General features: G+C 68.0%; 16 protein-coding genes. 10 read left to right on the forward strand and 6 right to left on the reverse strand.

Going from position 1 to position 19,427, the window contains the following annotated elements; translation table 11 throughout:
- Positions 1 to 80 precede the first annotated feature (80 nt).
- From IB268_RS12620 to IB268_RS12635, 4 genes are all read left to right on the forward strand, one after another.
- Positions 81 to 800, forward strand: a complete 720-nt coding sequence (locus IB268_RS12620; protein WP_054454219.1) for a response regulator transcription factor — start codon at positions 81 to 83, stop codon at positions 798 to 800.
- Between the two features lie 10 nt (positions 801 to 810).
- Positions 811 to 1,683, forward strand: coding sequence for a CoA ester lyase (locus tag IB268_RS12625; RefSeq protein WP_192354333.1), 873 nt, complete (start codon positions 811 to 813; stop codon positions 1,681 to 1,683).
- 91 nt (positions 1,684 to 1,774) lie between these two features.
- Positions 1,775 to 2,770, forward strand: coding sequence for a serine hydrolase (locus tag IB268_RS12630; protein WP_370540015.1), 996 nt, complete (start codon positions 1,775 to 1,777; stop codon positions 2,768 to 2,770).
- A gap of 162 nt (positions 2,771 to 2,932) precedes the next feature.
- Positions 2,933 to 4,564: an ATP-binding cassette domain-containing protein gene (locus tag IB268_RS12635; protein ID WP_054454216.1), complete on the forward strand. Its 1,632-nt coding sequence runs from the start codon at positions 2,933 to 2,935 to the stop codon at positions 4,562 to 4,564.
- 31 nt (positions 4,565 to 4,595) lie between these two features.
- Here IB268_RS12635 and IB268_RS12640 read toward each other — a convergent pair whose 3' ends face one another.
- Positions 4,596 to 6,188 (reverse strand): sulfatase, encoded by a 1,593-nt coding sequence (locus tag IB268_RS12640; protein ID WP_054454214.1) that lies wholly within the window; start codon positions 6,186 to 6,188, stop codon positions 4,596 to 4,598.
- Positions 6,185 to 7,147, reverse strand: a complete 963-nt coding sequence (locus IB268_RS12645) for a tripartite tricarboxylate transporter substrate binding protein (RefSeq protein ID WP_192354334.1) — start codon at positions 7,145 to 7,147, stop codon at positions 6,185 to 6,187. Before IB268_RS12645 ends, IB268_RS12640 begins: the two co-directional genes overlap by 4 nt.
- Positions 7,148 to 7,290: 143 nt before the next feature.
- Here IB268_RS12645 and IB268_RS12650 point away from each other — a divergent pair, with 143 nt between their 5' ends.
- Positions 7,291 to 8,241 carry a LysR substrate-binding domain-containing protein gene (locus IB268_RS12650; RefSeq protein ID WP_192354335.1) on the forward strand — a complete coding sequence of 317 codons (951 nt, stop codon included), beginning with the start codon at positions 7,291 to 7,293 and terminating at the stop codon, positions 8,239 to 8,241.
- Here IB268_RS12650 and IB268_RS12655 read toward each other — a convergent pair.
- Complete coding sequence (locus IB268_RS12655) at positions 8,214 to 9,065, reverse strand: IclR family transcriptional regulator (protein WP_192354336.1); 852 nt, start codon at positions 9,063 to 9,065, stop codon at positions 8,214 to 8,216. The two genes, IB268_RS12650 and IB268_RS12655, sit on opposite strands and share 28 nt — an antisense overlap.
- A gap of 112 nt (positions 9,066 to 9,177) precedes the next feature.
- Between IB268_RS12655 and IB268_RS12660 the strand changes: the two genes are divergently transcribed.
- The 4 genes from IB268_RS12660 (at position 9,178) to IB268_RS12675 (ending at position 15,180) form a co-directional block, all read left to right on the forward strand.
- Positions 9,178 to 11,532, forward strand: a complete 2,355-nt coding sequence (locus IB268_RS12660) for a cytochrome P450/oxidoreductase (protein ID WP_192354337.1) — start codon at positions 9,178 to 9,180, stop codon at positions 11,530 to 11,532.
- A 233-nt stretch (positions 11,533 to 11,765) separates the two neighbouring features.
- Positions 11,766 to 12,629, forward strand: a complete 864-nt coding sequence (gene asd / locus IB268_RS12665) for an archaetidylserine decarboxylase (protein WP_175160481.1) — start codon at positions 11,766 to 11,768, stop codon at positions 12,627 to 12,629.
- Between the two features lie 103 nt (positions 12,630 to 12,732).
- Positions 12,733 to 13,959 carry an alpha-hydroxy acid oxidase gene (locus IB268_RS12670; protein WP_192354338.1) on the forward strand — a complete coding sequence of 409 codons (1,227 nt, stop codon included), beginning with the start codon at positions 12,733 to 12,735 and terminating at the stop codon, positions 13,957 to 13,959.
- Between the two features lie 60 nt (positions 13,960 to 14,019).
- Positions 14,020 to 15,180 (forward strand): metallophosphoesterase, encoded by a 1,161-nt coding sequence (locus tag IB268_RS12675; protein ID WP_192354339.1) that lies wholly within the window; start codon positions 14,020 to 14,022, stop codon positions 15,178 to 15,180.
- Positions 15,181 to 15,190: 10 nt separating this feature from the next.
- On the opposite strand, the gene IB268_RS12680 is transcribed toward IB268_RS12675, so the two are convergent.
- Positions 15,191 to 15,646: an Lrp/AsnC family transcriptional regulator gene (locus IB268_RS12680; protein WP_054454198.1), complete on the reverse strand. Its 456-nt coding sequence runs from the start codon at positions 15,644 to 15,646 to the stop codon at positions 15,191 to 15,193.
- A 91-nt stretch (positions 15,647 to 15,737) separates the two neighbouring features.
- Between IB268_RS12680 and IB268_RS12685 the strand changes: the two genes are divergently transcribed.
- Positions 15,738 to 16,934: an MFS transporter gene (locus IB268_RS12685; protein WP_192354340.1), complete on the forward strand. Its 1,197-nt coding sequence runs from the start codon at positions 15,738 to 15,740 to the stop codon at positions 16,932 to 16,934.
- A 29-nt stretch (positions 16,935 to 16,963) separates the two neighbouring features.
- Here IB268_RS12685 and IB268_RS31050 read toward each other — a convergent pair whose 3' ends face one another.
- Together IB268_RS31050 and IB268_RS12695 are read right to left on the reverse strand one after the other, a co-directional pair.
- The gene (locus IB268_RS31050; protein WP_225591367.1) at positions 16,964 to 18,367 is read right to left on the reverse strand and encodes a sensor domain-containing diguanylate cyclase; all 1,404 of its coding nucleotides are present in this window, start codon (positions 18,365 to 18,367) and stop codon (positions 16,964 to 16,966) included.
- 148 nt (positions 18,368 to 18,515) lie between these two features.
- Entirely contained in the window at positions 18,516 to 19,337 is an 822-nt protein-coding gene (locus tag IB268_RS12695; protein ID WP_119451563.1) for a MetQ/NlpA family ABC transporter substrate-binding protein, read from the reverse strand.
- Positions 19,338 to 19,427: the final 90 nt, after the last annotated feature.

A 19,427-nucleotide genomic window follows, 5' to 3' on the forward strand; every position in this document is an offset into this window, starting at 1 on the left:
AAGAAGACCCACATACAAGGAGCGGATAGCGTGTTTGCATTCGAAGGTCCCTGCGCGCAACCGCTGACGCCGGATTCGCCGTGACCATCATCATCGTCGACGACCACGGAGACTGGCGCGACACCATCGCTGAATACATCGAGGATCTGGGCCTGGGCCGCAGCATCCTCACCGCCGGTTCCCTCGCGGAGCTGGACCAACTGCTGCTCACCGTGACGCCCGGCATCCTGGTGCTGGACGCCATGCTGCCCGACGGCGATGCGCTGACACGCGTCTCGCACCTGCGGACCTCCTTCCCATCGATGGGCATCATCATGCTCACCGGCCGCCTCTTGAGCGAAGACAAGGTCTCGGGCCTGAGCCTGGGCGCGGACCACTACCTGACCAAGCCCGTCAATCTGGCCGAGCTTGGCGCCACGCTGGTGTCGCTGTCGCGCCGACTGCGGGTGGTGCCGGCGGGCGAAGCCGACGCCGCGGAATCGGATGCCTGGCGTTTCGATCCGTCGCGGCGCATGCTGGTATCGCCCAAGCAGGTCTGCGTGGACATCACCGATACCGAAAGCCGGCTGATCGGCGCGCTGATCCAGGCCGCGCCGCTACCCCTGTCGCGCGCACGCCTGATCGAGGCGCTGGGCGCCAGCGTGGAGGCCTACGACACGCACAGGCTGGACGCCCACATGCACCGCCTGCGCCGCAAGCTGCGCGCGCAGGCCGGCGGCGACATGGGCATACGCACGGTGTACGGCGTGGGCTATGTGTGCACCACGCCTGTGCAGATCGTCGGCAATACCAAGAACTGAAAACCGCCTCATGACGCTACCTATCCGCCCTCGCCGTTCCGTACTCTATATGCCTGGCGCCAACCCGCGCGCACTGGACAAGGCGCGCAGCCTGGACGCCGACGTCCTGATCCTCGACCTGGAGGATGCCGTCGCGCCGGACGCCAAGGCACAAGCCCGCGAGCAAGTCGCCGCGGCCTTGCGCGCCGGCGGCTATGGGCACCGCGAATGCGTGGTACGTATCAATGCGCTGGACACGGCCTGGGGCCTGGACGACGTCAGGGCCATCGCCCAGGCGGGCGCGGACGCCGTGCTGCTGCCCAAGGTGCAGTCCCCCGCCGAGCTCGACGCGCTCGCGCGGGCGCTGGACGCGGCGGGCGCGCCAGCCAGCCTGCCCTTGTGGGCCATGGCCGAAACGCCTTTGGGATTTCTGCGTCTGGACGCCATCGCTTCCGGCCACGCGCGGCTGGCGGCCATCGTCGTGGGCACCTCGGACCTGGTAAAGGATCTGCACGCGCGCCACACGCCGTCACGCGAAGAAACCTTGCTGGCGCGCTCGATGGCGGTGATGGCGGCGCGGGCCCACGGCCTGGCGGCGCTGGACGGCGTGCATCTGGACCTGCACGACGACACGGGCCTGGAGGCCGCCTGCAAACAGGGACGCGACCAGGGCTTCGATGGCAAGACGCTCATCCATCCCAGGCAGATAGCGGCAGCCAACGCCGCCTTCGCGCCCTCGGCGGAAGAACTTGCCGCCGCGCGCAAGCGCCTGGACGCCTGGCGCGCCGCGCAGGCCGCCGGCCTGGGCGTGGCCGTGGTCGACGGCGCGCTGGTGGAAAACCTGCATGCGCGCGAAGCGGAACGCGTGCTGGCGCTGGCCGAGGCCATCGCACAAGCCTGGTGACAACAGCGGCGACAGCAGTAATATCGGCTTTCAAATGCATATTGTCGGTAACGCCGGGCCAGGCGCGTGATCGGCGTATCGGGGAGCGGTCGTGACGTTGATCTTGCGGCAAATGTCGATCTCATTCTGCGTGGCGGCGTTGTGGGCCGCCACGGCGGCGGGCTTGCCGGCGCCGGCGCGGGCCCAGGCCGCCAATTTCCATCCCTGCAATTCCCAGCCTTCCCTGCCGATGTGCCTGCATGGCTATGGCAAGCGCATAGCAGTGCAGCGCTGGGGCGCGCAGCCCGACCCGCTGGACCCGGACGCGGCCGTCAACGCCTCGCTGGTCACGCGCGACCCGGCCAAGGAAATCGGCAAGCTCAAATCCAGCACGATCCTGGTGCAGGACATGGACACCTCCGAAGTCCTGTTCGCGCGCAACGAGGACGCCGTGCGGCCCATCGCCTCCATCACCAAGCTCATGGCGGCGCTGACGCTGGTCAAGGCCGGCCTGCCCATGGACGAACTCATCACCATCGACGCCAGCGACACCCGCTCCACCAGCGAGCTGCCTTCGCGCCTGACCGCCGGCACCAAGCTGAGCCGCGCCGATCTGCTGCGCCTGGCGCTGGTCCCGTCCGAGAACAGCGCCGCGCAGGCCCTGGGCCGCACCTATACCGGCGGCACCGCCGCCTTCGTCGCGGCAATGAACGCCGAAGCCCGCGCGCAGGGCATGACCGACTCCAGCTTCGCCGAACCCAGCGGCCTGTCCAACGAAAACCAGTCTTCGGCCAAGGATCTGGTCAAGTTGCTGCAGGCGATTTCCGCGCAGCCGCTTTTGCGGCAATACACCGGCGAGACCAGCTACCAGGCCGCCGGCCAGACCTTCCGCAACACCAACATCCTGGTGGGCCGCCCGCAATGGGACATCCTCGTGTCCAAGACCGGCACCACCCGCGAAGCCGGCGATTGCCTGGTGATGGCGGTCAAGGTCGGCAAGCGCAACCTGGCCATGGTGCTGCTCAACGCGCAGGGCATCAACGGCTCGCGCTTCGGCGACGCGGTTCGCCTGCGCCGGGTGCTCGACAGCCGGTACGCCTCACGCTGACTGACGGCATCGCGCGCCAAGCCCGGTACAATACCGGCCTTTGACGCGGAACGAACGCCCGTTCCGTCCGCCCGCCGCGCCGCCTGAGCGCCCTACTTCCCCGATTATTTTTCATTGCGCCTGGCCGGCGGGAATCCTGCCGCGTCCCCTGTTGCACCATCCATGATCCGCTTCCAACAAGTTTCCCTCATGCGCGGCGTCAAGCCCTTGCTCGACAAGGTCGACCTGCTGCTCAACCCCGGCGACAAGATCGGCCTGATCGGCGCCAACGGCGCCGGCAAGTCCAGCCTGTTCGGTCTCTTGCGCGGCACGCTGCACGCGGACCAGGGCGACCTGGACTATCCGGCCAGCTGGCGCATGGCCTATGTGGCGCAGGAAACGCCCGCGCTCGACCGCCCGGCCATCGAATACGCCATCGACGGCGACGTGACGCTGCGCAAGCTGGAGGCGGAACTGGCGCAGCTGGAAGCCGAACCGGAAAGCACGGAGAACGGCCTGCGCATGGCCGACATCTACGCCGCGCTGGCCGACGCCGACGCGTACACCGTGCATTCGCGCGCCGAACAGCTGCTGACTGGCCTGGGCTTCACGCAGGCGCAGATGCACCTGCCGTTGACGAGCTTTTCCGGCGGCTGGCGCATGCGCCTGAACCTGGCGCAGGCGCTGATGTGCCCGTCCGACCTGCTGCTGCTGGACGAGCCCACCAACCACCTGGATCTGGACGCCATCATCTGGCTGGAAGACTGGCTCAAGCGCTATCCGGGCACGCTCATCGTCATCTCGCATGACCGCGACTTCCTGGACGGCGTGGTCAACGTCATCGTCCATATCGACGAGCGCAAGCTCAAGCGCTATTCGGGCAACTATTCGTCCTTCGAGCGCCAGCGCGCCGCGCAGCTGGAGCTGGCGCAAGGCATGCTGGAAAAGCAGATGCGCCAACGCTCGCACCTGCAATCCTTCATCGACCGCTTCAAGGCCCAGGCCAGCAAGGCGCGCCAGGCGCAGAGCCGTATCAAGGCGCTGGCCCGCATGGAGGAAGTGGCGCCGCTGCGCGCGGCCGCCGAGTTCTCGTTCGAATTCCGCGAGCCCTTGCGCGCGCCCAACCCGCTCCTGACCATGGACGCGGTCAGCGCCGGGTATCGCGTCGCGGACGAGGAAACGGAAGTCGAGTCCGACAAGATCATTGTGTCGGGCATCAATTTTTCGCTGCAGGCGGGACAGCGCATCGGCCTGTTGGGCATCAACGGCGCGGGCAAGTCCACCTTCATCAAGACCATCGCGGGCGAACTTGCAACGCTGGCCGGCGAAGCGCAGTTCAACAAGGGGCTGTCCATCGGCTACTTCGCCCAGCACCAGGTGGAGATGCTGCGCCATGACGAATCGCCGCTATGGCACATGACGAAGATCGCGCCGACCGTGCGCGAGCAGGAGCTGCGCAACTTCCTGGGCAGCTTCAACTTCAACGGCAACATGGCCACCAGCTCCATCGCGCCGTTCTCCGGCGGCGAAAAGGCGCGGCTGGCGCTGGCCCTGATCGTGTGGCAGCGTCCCAATCTGCTGCTGCTGGACGAGCCCACCAACCACCTGGACCTGGAAACCCGCGAAGCGCTGACCACCGCGCTGGCGCAGTTCGAAGGCACGCTGATGCTGGTGTCGCACGACCGCCATCTGCTGCGCGCCACCACCGATGAATTCATCATCGTGGCCGACGGCGAAGTCAGCCCGTTTGACGGCGACCTGGACGACTACAAGGACTGGCTCTACAAGACCAAGCTGGCCGCCAAGGCCGTTTGAAGCCGGGCGCGGGCGGCCTGCCCGCGCCACCTCACGCCAGCGCGCTGGGATAGGGGCTGGTGTCGATGTGTTCCAGCATGCCGTAGGCCAGCCGTTCCAGCAGCCGCGCGCGGTCGGCGGCATGCGCGGGGTCTTCCCACAGGTTGCGCAGCTCGTGCGGGTCCTGATTCAGGTCATAGAGCTCGCCCCAGCGCGCGCCGTCGTAGACCGTGACGCGAAATCCGTCGGCCAGCAGCGTCCGGCAGCGAATGCGGCTGTTGAAGCCCAGTATCACGCGCTGCCCTTCTTCCTCGATCATCAGCGCGTCGCGCACGGCAGCCTCGGTTCCTCCGATGAGGCCTGCCATGTCGCGCCCCTGGATGCCGTTATAGGGCTGCACGCCAGCGCGCGCCAGCACCGTGGGCGCGACGTCGATGGTGCTGAGCAAGGCGTCGCTGGCCGCGCCCGCCGTTCGCGCCGCGGCGGGGTCGCGCCAGATGAACGGCACGCGGGTCAGGCCGCGGTAATGGATGGGCCCCTTCAGCATCAACTGATGGTCGCCCAGGTAATCCCCATGGTCGCTGGTGAAGATCACCACCGTATTGTCGGCCAGCCCCAGCGCGTCGAGTTCGGCCAGCACGCGGCCGATCTGGTTGTCGATGTTGGCGATCGACCCATAGTTCAGCGCCAGCGCTTCGCGCGCCTCGCGCTCGTTGCAGGAAAAGATCGCGGGCGTGTGCTTGACCGCAGTGCCCGCGTCGCGCTGCGCGCGCAGCCAGGCCACGTGCGGCGGCGGCGTACCCTGGCCGTGGAACGACGCGGGCAGCTCCATGTCCTCTGGCTTGTGCAGGTCCCAGAACCGCCCCGGCGGCGTGAAAGGATGGTGCGGATCCGGAAACGAGCATTGCAGGAAGAATGGCTGCCCGGAAGCCGCATAGCCGCGCAACGCCTCGATGCCGCGGTCGGCGATGTAGGCAGTGGGATAGAGTTCTTCCGGCACGCGCGTGCGCCAGGCCTGGCGGATGCGCGTCAGCTCGTATTCCGGCGCGGGAATGGCGTGAGCCGGGCCGATCAGCGCCTCGACCTCGGGATGCTCGCGCCGCAGCCAATGTCGGTAGTGACCGTGCACGTCGTCGCTATGATCGTCGACCAGGTCCACCTGCTCGAAGCCGTAGTACGGATAGCTCAGATCGTGGTCGGGGCGTTCGAGCCACAGCTTGCGCTGCTCCTGGTCGTAGCGGCCGGGGTCGGGCTCGACCGCCTCGCGCGGCAATCTGTCTTCGGCGCGCACCGGCCACGATGGAGGTATGTCCGTCATGTTCTGCAGGTGCACCTTGCCGACCAGCGACGTGCCGTAGCCGGCTTCGCGCATGGCCTCGACGAAGGTGCGGCTGCGCAGCGACAGCGCGATGCCGTTGTGGCGCGCGCCATGCGCGGACGGATAGCGGCCGGTCATCAAACTGGCGCGGTTCGGCATGCAGATGGGCGTGGCCACGTGCATGTTGTCGGCGCGCCACCCCGACTCGGCCAGACGGTCCAGGTTGGGCGTGTGGACCACGCGGTTGCCGTAGGACCCCAAATGGTCGGCGCGGTGCTGGTCGGTAATGAACAGCAGGAAGTTGACGGGCTTCGCAGCGGACGTCATTGCTTCGCTCCCGACATCTCCACGGCGGAACGCCAGGCCGGCATGTCGCGCTTGACCATGTCGCCGAAGGCATCGGGCGTCATGTAGATCGGCACCATGCCCAGCGGCTGCAAGGCCTGCGCGAATGCGCTGTCGGTCAGTACCGCCTCCAGGTCCGCGTTCAGTTTCTTCACCACTGCGGGCGGCGTGCCGGCGGGCGCGAACAGGCCGATCCACGACCGCACGGCGACTCCGGCGGCCACGTCCGAGAACAGCGGCACATCGGGCAGCGCTGCATACTTTTCAGTATTGGCCACGCCCAGCACCTTGACCTTGCCGGATGCGAGGAACGGAATGGCCGGCGCGATGCCGCCTATCATCAGCGGCACGTGGCCCGCGACCAGATCGGCCATCGCTGGCGCGGCGCCCTTATAAGGCGCGTGCACCACGTCCAGGCCGGCGGCGTGCTTCAACTGCTCCATTGCCAGCTGGTGCACCGTGCCCAGGCCGGGCGAGCCATAGGTGTACTTGCCGGGATTGGCCTTGATCAGTTTGACGGCATCCGCCAGCGTCGACGCTGGAAACTCGGCATTGGCCAGCAGCACCACCACGTTGTCCGCCACCAGGCCGACCGGCGCGAAATCGCGCACCGGGTCGTACGGCAGGCTGGAATACAGCGCGCTGTTGATGCCGTGCGTGTTGGTGGTGCCCATCAGCAGCGTATAGCCGTCGGGCGCGGCGCGCGCCACCATGGACGCGGCGATGTTGCCGCCCGCGCCCGGCTTGTTCTCCACTACCAGCGTGTAGCCGCGCGGCTCCAGGCGCTGCGCCAGTTGGCGCGCCAGCACGTCCACCGCGCCGCCGGGCGAGAACGGCACCACGATCTGCACCGGCCGAGCCGGGTAGGTATCCGCAGCCGCCGCCGCACCCGCAATGCCACAGGCCCAGCTCGCGGCCAGGCCCATCCAGAACTTCTTCATGAATCGTCTCCATCCCGGCGTCCTGCCCGGCCCAGCCTGGGCAACGCCTGTCTTTCGTAGAGCGGCAAGTATGCCTAGCGCCCGGTGTCGGCGTGAAATGAAATAAACTGAACGATTCATAACCATTTGAATATGTATCGCCCATGCCTGACCGCGCCGGCACCCACCTCAAGCGACGTCATGCCGAACTGCTGGTCGCACTGGACGACGAACGTCACCTGGGGCGCGCGGCCGAAGGCCTGCATATGTCCCAGCCCGCCGCCTCCAAGGCGCTGGCGCAGCTGGAGGAACAGGTGGGCTACGCGCTATTCGAGCGCGGGACCCGGGGCACCCTGCCGACAAATGCCGGAATGGTTATGATCCGCCACGCCCGGCACAGCCTGGGCGCAGCCCAGCGCGTGGCGGCCGAATTGCGGGCCGCCGAAGAACGCGGCGCCAGCCTGCTGCGCCTGGGCACCCTGCCCTCGGCCGCGCCCCATCTGGCGCCGCAACTGATCGCCCATCTGCTGGGCCTGGCGCCGCGGCTGGAAGTGAAACTGGTGGAAGGCGCGCTCGGCGAACTCATGGACAAGCTGGCGCGCGACGAGCTGGACATCGTGCTGGGCCGCCTGGGCAGCCGCCTGCTGCCCGCGGACTGCGAGGTGATCCGCCTGCACGAAGAACCTATCCTGGTGGTGGCGCGCCCCGGCCATCCGCTGGCGGCAAGCGAGGCGCTCGCGGCCGCCGAACTGGCGCGCTGGCCCTGGGTGCTGCCGCTGGAAGCCACCATGATGCGCGAGCGTCTGGACGAGGCTTTCGTGCATGCCGGCGCGCACGCACCAGTTTCCAGTATCCAGTCCAATTCGCTGCTGGCCACCCTGGCCCTGCTGGCCCAGGACGATCGCCTGGCTGCCTTGCCCCAGGCGATTGCGCGCTACTGCGAGCGGCAAGGCAGCGTGACCGTACTGCCGCTACGGCTGGACGCCAACTTCGGCGCCATCGGCGCCGTGGTCAACCGCAACACGGCCGGCATGCCCGTGGTGCAGGCGGCGGTTGCGTGGCTGCGCGGCTTGCCGGCAGGCGCGATTCAGACCGCGCCGACCCCAGGCGCCTGATATCCCAGCAGCACGCTGGCGGCTTCGGCCTCGCGCCGTACCGCCTGCGCGATCGGGCCGTCTGCCGAGGCGTCGAATCCGCCCGTCGCGCCCAGCGCAGTCAGCGCGGCGCAGGGGCGGCCGTTGTGGTCCAGGAGCGGCGCCGACACCGCGCTGATGCCCTTCAGATTGGTGTCGCGCACCGTGGCGCAGCCGTCGGCCAGCACCTGGCGGCGCAGGCGGCCGATGGGGTCGGAGGCGTCCAGCAACGCCCGCATGTCGGCGGGCGCACGAGCCAGTTCGGCCTCGGCCAGTGCCCGCACCCGCGCATCGTCCTGCAAGGCCAGGAACACCCGCCCGGTGGCGGACCACAGCATGGACAGCACCGAGCCCATGCGCACGTTGACCGTCACCGGCAGGCCCGGTTCTTCAAAGCGCACGATGGTCGGCCCCTTGTTGCCCATGACCGCGATGAAGCAGGTCACTTCCAGGCCTTCGCGCAGGCGCACCAGGCTGGGCTCGGCCAGGCGGATGGGATCGGCCTGGCGCAGCGCGGCCAGGCCCAGCAGCATCGCTTCCAGTCCCAGGTAGTACTGTTGAGTGGCGGCATCCTGCGCCACCAGGCCCTCTTCCATCAGGCTGACCAGGTAGCGGTGCACTTTGGCGGGGCTTTCGTCCACCTGCGCGGCCAGCAGCGTGAGGCTGGCACGGCCGCCCAGCCGGCCCAACCCCTTCAGCACCGCCATGCCGGTTTCAGCGGCCTGCACGCGCTGGCGCCGTTCGCGCGGCCGGGGCGCGTCGGTAGTCTGGGCGGGGACGGACGAAGGTTCGGGAGTCTGGGTCATGGACGCGGGTTGGGAGCTGCCAGGCGGCTGCGGATGCAGCCCGGAGATTACCCCAATTGAATAATTACGCAATGCGTATATGATTTACGCAATTGTAATCCGGAGCGACGACATGGGCCACCCAACCACCCCTGCAACCCCCGCGCCCGCCAATACCGGCGGCTGTCCCATCGACCATGCCGCGCTGGCGCGTGCCCAAGGCTGTCCGGTCAGCCCGCGCGCCGCGGAATTCGATCCGTTCGGCGACGGCTACCAGCAGGACCCGCCCGAGTACGTGCGCTGGGCGCGCGAACAGGAACCCGTGTTCTACAGCCCCAAGCTGGGCTATTGGGTGGTCACGCGCTACGACGACATCAAGGCGGTGTTCCGCGACAACCACACCTACAGCCCCTCGATCGCGCTGGAAAAGATCACGCCGACCGGCCCCGAGGCCAACGCAGTGCTGGCCAGCTACGGCTACGCGATGAACCGCACCCTGGTCAACGAGGACGAACCGGCCCACATGCCGCGCCGCCGCGTGCTGATGGATCCGTTCACGCCGGACGAACTCAAGCACCACGAACCCATGGTGCGGCGCCTGACGCGCGAATACGTGGACCGTTTCATCAACGACGGCCGCGCCGACCTGGTCGACCAGATGCTGTGGGAAGTGCCCTTGACCGTCGCCCTGCACTTCCTGGGCGTGCCCGAGGAGGACATGGATCTGCTGCGCCAGTACTCCATCGCCCACACCGTCAATACCTGGGGCCGGCCCAAGCCGGAAGAACAGGTGGCGGTGGCGCATGCGGTAGGTAATTTCTGGCAACTGGCGGGCAAGATCCTCGACAAGATGCGCCAGGATCCCGATGCCCCGGGCTGGATGCAGTACGGCATCCGCAAGCAGAAGGACCATCCGGAGGTCGTCACCGACTCGTACCTGCATTCGATGATGATGGCCGGCATCGTCGCGGCGCATGAGACCACCGCCAACGCCTCGGCCAACGCCATCAAGCTGCTGCTGCAGCATCCCGACGCCTGGCGCGAACTGTGCGAGGACCCCGGCCTGCTGCCCAACGCGGTCGAGGAATGCCTGCGCCACAACGGCTCGGTCGCGGCCTGGCGCCGCCTGGCCACGCGCGACACCGAGATCGCCGGCGTGGCGATTCCCGCGGGCGCCAAGCTGCTGATCGTGTCCTCGTCGGCCAACCACGACGAACGCCATTTCGCCGACGCCGACTTCTTCGACATCCGCCGCGACAACGCCAGCGACCAGCTGACCTTCGGCTATGGCGCGCACCAGTGCATGGGCAAGAACCTGGCGCGCATGGAGATGCAGATCTTCCTGGAAGAGCTGACCCGCCGCCTGCCGCATATGCGCCTGGCCGAACAGCAGTTCACCTACGTGCCGAACACCTCGTTCCGCGGCCCCGAGCATCTGTGGGTGGAATGGAACCCGGCCGACAACCCCGAGCGCCGCGACGCCGCCCTGCTGGATCAGGTGCAGCCGGTGCGCATCGGCGAGCCCTCGACCCACGCGATCAGCCGCAAGCTGGTGGTGACGCAGGTCACGGCCGCGGCCGACGGCATTGCGCGCATCCGGCTCGAATCGCCTGACGGCAAGCCGCTGCCTCGCTGGACGCCCGGCTCGCACATCGACGTCGAATGCGGTGACGCGGGCCTGTCGCGCCAGTACTCGCTCTGCGGCGATCCGGCCGCCGCGAATGCATTGGAGATCGCCGTGCTCAAGGAAACGGCAGGCCGCGGCGGTTCCGCCTGGATCCACCAGCACCTGCGCGCGGGCAGCATCGTGCGCGCACGCGGCCCGCGCAACCATTTCCGCATGGACGAAAGCGCCAAACGTCTGATCCTCATCGCCGGCGGCATCGGCATCACGCCCATCAGCGCCATGGCGCGCCGCGCGCGCGAGCTGGGCCTGGATTACGAACTGCACTACAGCGGACGCTCGCGCGCCTGCATGGCCATGCTGGACGAACTGCTGCAGCTGCATGGCGCGCGCCTGCATCTGCATGTCAGCGAGGAAGGCAGCCGCAACGACTTCGCCGCCCTGCTGTCCCGTCCCGAGGCCGGCGTCCAGATCTACGCCTGCGGCCCCGAGCGCATGCTGGATGCCCTGCAAGCCGCCTGCGCCGCCTGGCCCGAGGACAGCCTGCGCGTGGAGCACTTCCATTCCACGCTCGCCACGCTGGACCCGTCCAAGGAACACGCCTTCGAGGCCGAGCTGAAGGACTCCGGCATCGTCGTGCAAGTGCCTGCCGACCAGACGCTGCTGAGCGCGCTGCGCAGCGCCAACATCGACGTGCAGAGCGATTGCGAGGAAGGTCTCTGCGGCTCCTGCGAGGTGCGCGTGCTGGGCGGCGCGGTCGATCACCGCGACGTGGTGCTGACCCGCGCCGAACGCGAGGCCGGCACCCGCATGATGGCTTGCTGCTCCCGCGCCCAGGGCAAGCGCATCGTGCTGGAGCTGTAGCGGCTGGCGTGCCTGCAATGTCGCGCCCTTGCGCCCGGCGGCGCATGCGCGCATTCATATGCCTGAAGTGCGCCTGAAAGCGGTAGAATTCACCCCTCTGCTCATCACCACATCGTCCCGCTGCAACGCGGGACGACGTTTTTTGACGCGGCCAGTCCCGGGCCTGAAGGCGGGCCCCTTGCGGGCCGGCCCGTGCCGCGGCCGGCCGCGGGGTAATTTCTCAGCGCTCCTAGATGCCGATCAAAGACCAACTATTCCTCGCCAGCCAGTATCTTGCCCCTCACCACCTGGTGTCGCGGCTCTTCGGGTACGCATCCGACTGCCGGGAACCCGCGGTCAAGAACTGGATGATTTCGCGCTTCGTCCGCCGCTATGGCGTGGACATGCGCGAGGCGCTGCAGGAAGACCCGCTGGCCTATGACTGCTTCAACGACTTCTTCACGCGGGCATTGAAAGAAGACGCGCGGCCCCTGGACGACGAGCCGGGCTCGGTGGTGTGTCCGGCCGACGGCGCCATCAGCCAGATGGGCGCTATCGAACATGGCCGCATCTTCCAGGCCAAGGGCCATAGCTACGGCCTGGCCGACCTGCTGGGCGGCGACGCCGAACGCGCGGCCCCGTTCCAGGGCGGCGAATTCGCCACCGTCTATCTGTCGCCCAAGGATTACCACCGCGTGCACATGCCGGTCGCCGGCACCCTGCGCGAAATGATCCACGTACCCGGCCGCCTGTTCTCGGTCAACCCGCTGACCGCCCGCAACGTGCCGCGCCTGTTCGCGCGCAACGAACGCGTGGTCTGCATCTTCGACACCGAGCACGGACCGATGGCCCTGGTGCTGGTGGGCGCCATGATCGTCGCGTCCATCGAGACGGTGTGGGCCGGCCTGGTCACGCCGCACAAGCGCCGCGTGAAAGCCACCCGCTACGACGACGCGGCGCGCGCCCCGATCCATCTGGCCAAGGGCGCGGAAATGGGCCGCTTCAAGCTGGGCTCCACCGCCATCGTGCTGTTCGGTCCCAACCAGATCCGCTGGGCCGACACGCCTTCCGTGCTGGGTCCGGTGCGCATGGGCGAACTGATGGCGCTGCCTGCGTAGTTTTCTCCGCAAATATTCGATTTATTCGAAATTGGATGTCTGGTTTTATTCGCTTTATGCGATGAATCGGCGTTGCTAGATTACGGGCTTTTACCGGCCCGCCATGACATCCCTGCTCTCGTCCTCCGCCAGTCCCCGCGCCGCCTCGGCCCACCGCCCCTTGCCGCGCGCGCTGGCGCGCATGCTGTCGCTGGACGACTTCGAGGCGGCGGCGAAACGCCGCCTGCCGCGGCCGATCTTCGGCTATGTCGCGGGCGCGGCCGAAGACAACCAGTCCCTGCGCGGCAACCGCAACGCCTTTACGCAGTACGCGTTTTCGCCGCGCGTGCTGGTGGACGTGTCGCGCCGCACGCAGCAAACCGAACTCTTCGGCCGCCGCTATGCCTCGCCCTTCGGCATTGCTCCGATGGGCATCAGCGCGCTGTCGGCCTACCGCGGCGACATCGTGCTGGCCCGCGCCGCGCGTGAGCAAGGCATACCCGCCATCCTCAGCGGCACCTCGCTGATCCCGCTGGAAGACGTCATCCGCGCGGCGCCCGGCACCTGGTTCCAGGCCTATCTGCCTGGCGATCCGCAGCGCATCGACGCGCTGGTCGAACGCGCCCGCCGCGCCGGCTACGAAACCCTGGTGCTGACGGTGGACATTCCCGTGTCGGCCAACCGCGAGAACAACGTGCGCACCGGCTTCTCCACCCCGCTCAAGCCCAGCCTGCGCCTGGCCTGGGATGGCTTGACGCGGCCGCGCTGGCTGGCCGGCACGTTCATGCGCACGCTGTTGGCCCATGGCATGCCGCATTTCGAGAACTCCTTTGCCACGCGCGGCGCGCCGATCGTGTCGTCGTCGGTGCTGCGCGACTTCAGCGCGCGCGATCACCTCAGCTGGGAACATGTGGCGCGCATCCGCCGCCAATGGCCAGGCACGCTGATCATCAAGGGCATCCTGCATCCGCAGGACGCGGCGCTGGCGCGCCAGCACGGCGCCGACGGCATCATCGTGTCCAACCATGGGGGCCGGCAATTGGACGGCGCGGTCTCGCCGCTGCGCGCCCTGCCCGCCGTCGCCGAGGCCGCCGGCAACATGACCGTGATGATGGACAGCGGCGTGCGCCGCGGCAGCGACGTGCTCAAAGCCCTGGCGCTGGGCGCGAGCTTCGTCTTCGTCGGCCGGCCCTTCAACTATGCGGCCGCAGTCGGCGGCGAGGCCGGCGTATCGCACGCCATCGGCCTGCTGCGCGCCGAGGTCGACCGCAACATGGCGATGCTGGGCATCAACCATGTACGGGAGATGGGACCGGATTTGCTCGTGCGGGAGTATCCGCACCCGGCATAGAATGGCGGTTCCCTTGCCCCGCGCGCCGCTGCTCCCGGCCTGGCGCGCCCCAGAGCCGCCGTGTCCCTACGCCAATCCTCATTCTTCCTGCGCTTCCTGACCCTGGGCGCCCTGGCTCACGTCTACGTGGGCGCCCGCCTGATCCCCGACGCCCAATTGGGCGGAGCGGGTTCCGCCGCCGCCATTCTTGCCTTGCTGCTGTCCTGCATCCTGATCCCGCTGGGGATGCTGGGGCGTTCGTCCGTGCACCCGCCCTGGGGCGACCGCATCGCCTGGGTCGGGCTGTTCGCGATGGGTCTGTTCTCGTCGCTGTTCGTGCTGACGGTGCTGCGCGACGCTTTGCTGCTGGTGACGTGGCTGGCGAATCTACTGATCGGCGCCGATCTGCCTTGGACCACGCTGCGCCGGGTCAGCGCCTGGGCCGTGCCCATATTGGCCCTCGCCGGAACATTGGTCGGCCTGTACAACGCCCGCAAGCGGGCGCGCGTGGTCGACGTGGACGTGCCCATCGCCGGCCTCGCGCCCGACCTGGACGGCTTCACCATCGTGCAGATCAGCGACATCCACGTTGGCCCGACCATCAAGAAGCGCTACGTGCAGGCCATCGTCGACGCCGTCAATGCACAGCTGCCGGACATGATTGCGATCACCGGCGACGTGGTCGACGGCAGCGTCGAGCAGCTTTCCGCACAGGCCAGCCCGCTGGGCCAGCTGCGCGCGCCCCATGGGGTCTATCTGGTGACCGGCAACCATGAATACTATTCGGGCGCCACGCCCTGGATCGCCGAGTTCCGCCGCATGGGGCTGCGCGTGCTGATGAACGAGCACGTGGTCATCCACCCCGCCGGCCTGCCCGTGGTGGTGGCGGGCATCACCGACTACAGCGCCGGCTCGTTCGATCCGCAGCATCGCAGCAATCCCAAGGCGGCGCTGGCGGGCGCGCCCGCCGACGCCATGCCCCGGATACTGCTGGCGCACCAGCCGCGCAGCGCGGCGGCGGCCGAGCCACTCGGCTATACCCTGCAACTGTCCGGCCATACGCATGGCGGACAGTTCTTCCCATGGGGTTTCTTCGTGCGCTTCCAGCAGCCCTATACGGCCGGCCTGCATCGCCTGGGCAAGATGTGGATCTACATCAGCCGCGGCACGGGCTACTGGGGACCGCCCAAGCGCCTGGGCGCACCCTCCGAGATCACGCGCCTGCGGCTGCGCGCGGCCTGAACGGCGCGGCTCAGCCGTTGTCCGGCAAGGGCCCGCGTTCCAGATAGCTGGTCAGGGCGATGTCGCTGGTGGTGTTGGTGATGCCGTCGATCTGATGGATGCGGGCCAGCAGCGCCTCCAGCGCCTGCGTATCACGCACGCGCACTTTCAGCAGCATGGCGCTCTTGCCGGTGATGGTGTGGATCTCTTCCACCTCGGTCAGCTCGGCCAGCCCCAGCACCTGCTGCGTAATGGTCCAGTTGTTGGTGTCCACGTGCACGAAGGCCAGCAGCGGCCGGCCGATGCGCGCGCCGTCCAGCTTGGCGGCAATGCCCTTGATCAGACCATCGCGCTTGAGGCGCTTGACCCGTTCATGCACGGCCGGGGCGGAGAGGTTCAGCATTTTGCCCAATTCGGCGTAGCTGGGGGAGGCATCGTCGGCCAGCAGCGTTAACAGCTTTCGGTCGCGGTCATCAAGATCAGGCATTGGAATCAGGTTCTGCCGAACGGCATTCGAACTTTTACGGAATAAGGAAATATAAGCGTTAACCCTTATTTTATTCCAATAAAATTTCGCGATGCAGAACCGTAGCACCCGCAGCGCCCGCCCCGCCTCTTCCGTCCCCGCCCTGATGTTCGCCGTCAGCGTCGTAGGCTCCAACGGCCTGGCGCTCAGTCCCATCCTGAGCGACGTGGCGCGCTCCTTTTCCACCTCGCCGCTGACCATCAGCACCGCCATTTCCGCCTATGGCGCGGCCACGGCCGCCAGCGCTTTCTTCCTGGCCGCACGCATCGACCGCATCGGCGTACGCCGCTCGCTGCTGGGCGCGATGGCGGTCCTGATCGCCGCGTTGATCTTGTCCGCCTGCGCGCCGCACTGGCTTGTGCTGACGCTGGCGCAAGCCTTGGCGGGCGCCGCGGCGGGCGTCATCCTGCCCGCCGCCTATGGATCTGCCGCGCTGATCGCACCGCCTGGCCAGGAGGCGCGCACCCTGGGACGCGTCATCGCGGGCTGGTCGGTGTCGCTGGTGGCGGGCGTACCGCTGTCCGCGCTCATCTCCGACGCGGTGGGCTGGCGCGCCACCTACGCCACGCTGGCGCTCTGCGCCGCCATTGCCGTGCTCGGGCTGCGCAAGCTGCCGGAACGCCGCGCCGGGAATCCCGCGCCGCTGCGCCTGTCGCGCCTGCTGGCGCCGCTGTCCTACCGCGACGTGCCCGCCCTGCTGTTGGGCTGCCTGGCGTTCTCGTCGGCCTTCTATGGCGTCTACGCCTTCCTGGCGGACCACGTGCGCGGCCTGCTCGCGCTGTCTGCAGGACAGGTGGGCTTCATCGCTTTCGCCTACGGAGCGGGGTTCCTGCTGGCGGGGGTGGCTGGCGCGCCGCTGATCGAGCGGCTGGGGCCGCGCCGCGCCCTGCCGTTGGCGCTGGGCGTGATCGCGCTGGTGTATCTGGGGCTGCTGCCGGCCGCGCATGCGTTGAGCGCGGTGCTGGCCATCGCCACGCTATGGGGCGCGGCCTCGCAGCTGAGCCTGAACCTGCTGGTGCTGCTGCTGTCGCGCGCCCGGCCCGAAGAGCGCGGCGCGGTGCTGGGGCTGAACACCTGCACCACCTACCTGGGCGCAAGCGTCGGTACCGCGATCGCCGGCACCATCTACACCCACGCGGGATTCGAAGCGCTGGGCCTGGCCGCGGCCTGCGCCCTGGCTGCCGCGGCGGTGGGCCTGCATTGGCGGCTCAATGGCCGGCGCTCGGCGCGCGGCCAGGCGGCTGCCTGAATGCCATAGGCTGGCGGCAGCAACATCGATCAGTTGCGATACTCCACCGCGCAATCCCTGCCCGACCGCTTGGCTTGATAAAGCGCGAAATCCGCACGGCGCAGCACGTCCGAGGCGGTGGCATCGCCGGGCAGAAAGCCCGCAATGCCGCCGCTCACCGACAGCGTCACCACCGCCCCGTCGATATCCGCCGGATGCTGCCGCAGGCTGGTGCGCAGGCGCTCGCAGATCGCGCGCGCCACCGCCGCATCGGCGTCCGCCAGCAGCACCAGGAACTCCTCGCCGCCCAGCCGACCCACGGAATCGCCCTCGCGCAGACAGGCGCGCAGTTGATCGCAGAAATGCCGCAAAGCGATGTCGCCCCCCAGATGTCCATAGCGGTCGTTGACCTGCTTGAAGTAGTCCAGGTCCAGCATCAGCGCGGTGGTCGGACCGCCCGCGCCACGGCGGACGTCGGCCAGGCGCTCTTCCATCCGCTTGAGGATTTCGGCGCGATTCCAGCAGTCGGTCAGGCTATCCACCCGGGCCATGCGCTCCAGGGCGGCTTCCGCACGCCGGCTTTCGGTGACGTCCATGCCCAGGTTCACAACCTTGCCGTCGGGCAGTTTGACGTTGGACCAGAGCACCGACAATTGCTCGCCGTCGCGCGTGCGCGGCTGCCATTCGCGGAACGAGCGGTCGGGCCGCGCGACGACGCTATCCATCGCACGATCCCGTACGGCCGGATCGGGGTAGAACAGCGCAAAAGGGTTCAGGCTCAGCTTGATCTCGGCTTCGGACCAGCCGAAGCGCCGCGCACAGGCGTCGTTCCACAAGGTGCAGCGGCCGTCCTGGTCGAAGGCGTTGATCAGCACCGGCGCCGACCGGAACAGCGCCCCGAACTGCGCGATGACTTCGTTGAGCCGCGCCAGCTCGCGCTCGCGGGCGGCGGCGTCCAGCACAGCGTGCTGCGCGAAACTGGCGAGTATGGCTTGCGCGCTGACGTAGGCTGACGCATCGGCCAGTTCGCGCCTGAAGAGGAAAGCGATGTGACCGCAGGCGACCCCGTTCGCGTCGAAAAGCGTACGCGCCACCCAGGCCCGCACGCGGGCTTCGGCCACCCAGGGATTGTCTTGCGGCGTGTCATGCAGGCAGACATGCGAGGTCTGATCCGCCAACCGTGCGTGCAAGGCGTCACCCGCGCCCGCGGGACCAGCCGCCAGGCCAGCGCCGCAACTGGCGCTGGCGATCAGTTCCGTCCCGCCGCTGGCGTCCTGCAGCCGCACCCAGGCGTAGTCCACGCCCATGTCCGCGGCCGCGCGGCTGACCAGCGTTTCGAAAAAGCCGGCCTGCGGCCCCGCCGCCAGAATCGCGCTCGCCGCGGCCAGGATGCGGCCGTCATCGACGGGCAGGACCTGGGCATGGGCGGCATCGTCGGACGATGGAATACGCATGGCGTGGGGCTCGAGAGTAGAGGGCGCGCCCTGCGGCGCAGCCAAGACGGCGCCTCATCTCCGGGCGGGAGGAAAATTGGGGCCAGTATACGAGCTATCCCTGAGCCGAACTGCCAAGAATCGTCAATGCCCACGCCCCCGCGCCCCGTTACCAGGGAAAGTCGATCAGATCGCCATAAAGGCTGCGCAGCTTGGCCTTCACTTCGGCCGAGTTCTGGTAGATCGAGATGAACTTCAACAGGCGCGGGTCCTGCGCGCCGGCCGGCGTGGCCACCCAGCGGATGGCATAGCGCCGCACATTGGCCGGATCGGTGTTGTCAAAGGCCAGGCCGTCCTTCTCGTTCAAGCCGGCCTGCTTGGCGAAGGTGGTGTACGTGACGGACGCGGTCACGTCGTCGAACGTGCGCGCCGACTGCGAGCCTTCGATCTGCACGAACTTCAGTTTCCTGGGATTGGACACCACGTCTTCCAGCGCGGCCTGGTGCGCCACGCCGGGCTTGAGTTTGATCAGGCCGATGGATTCCAGCAGCAACAGCGCCCGGCCCGTGTTGACCGGGTCGTTCGGCACCGCGATGGTCGCGCCGTCAGGCACGGCGTCGCCCTTCTTCAGCTTTTTGGAAAACAGGCCGATGGTGGTGGAATAGCCGTAGGCAATGGGCTTCAAATCCGCGCCGCGGCGCTGGTTGAAGAGTTCCAGGAAGGGTTCATGCTGGAAGAAGTTCGCGTCCACCGAGCCATCGGCGACCGCGATGTTGGGCAGCACCCAATCGTTGAACTCCACCAGCTTGACCTCCAGACCCTCTTTCCTGGCCTGGGCGATGGCGATCTCGGTGGCGGCATTGGCCACGCTGGGGATCACGCCGATGCGCAGCGGCTTGTCCTGCGCCATGGCGGCGGAGGCGCAGGCCAGCGCCAACCCGGCCGCGGCCGCGCAGCGGGTGAATTTCAGTAGCAGTTTGTGCAACAACATGAGAACCATCCAGGTAGGAAAACAGGGCATCGCCCCGCGCAGCCGCTATTGTGCAGCAGCCCGCGGCGTCGCCCGGCAATGGCCTTTGTC

This window comes from Achromobacter sp. ACM01 (assembly GCF_014851745.1).
Classification (GTDB): domain Bacteria; phylum Pseudomonadota; class Gammaproteobacteria; order Burkholderiales; family Burkholderiaceae_B; genus Achromobacter; species Achromobacter aegrifaciens.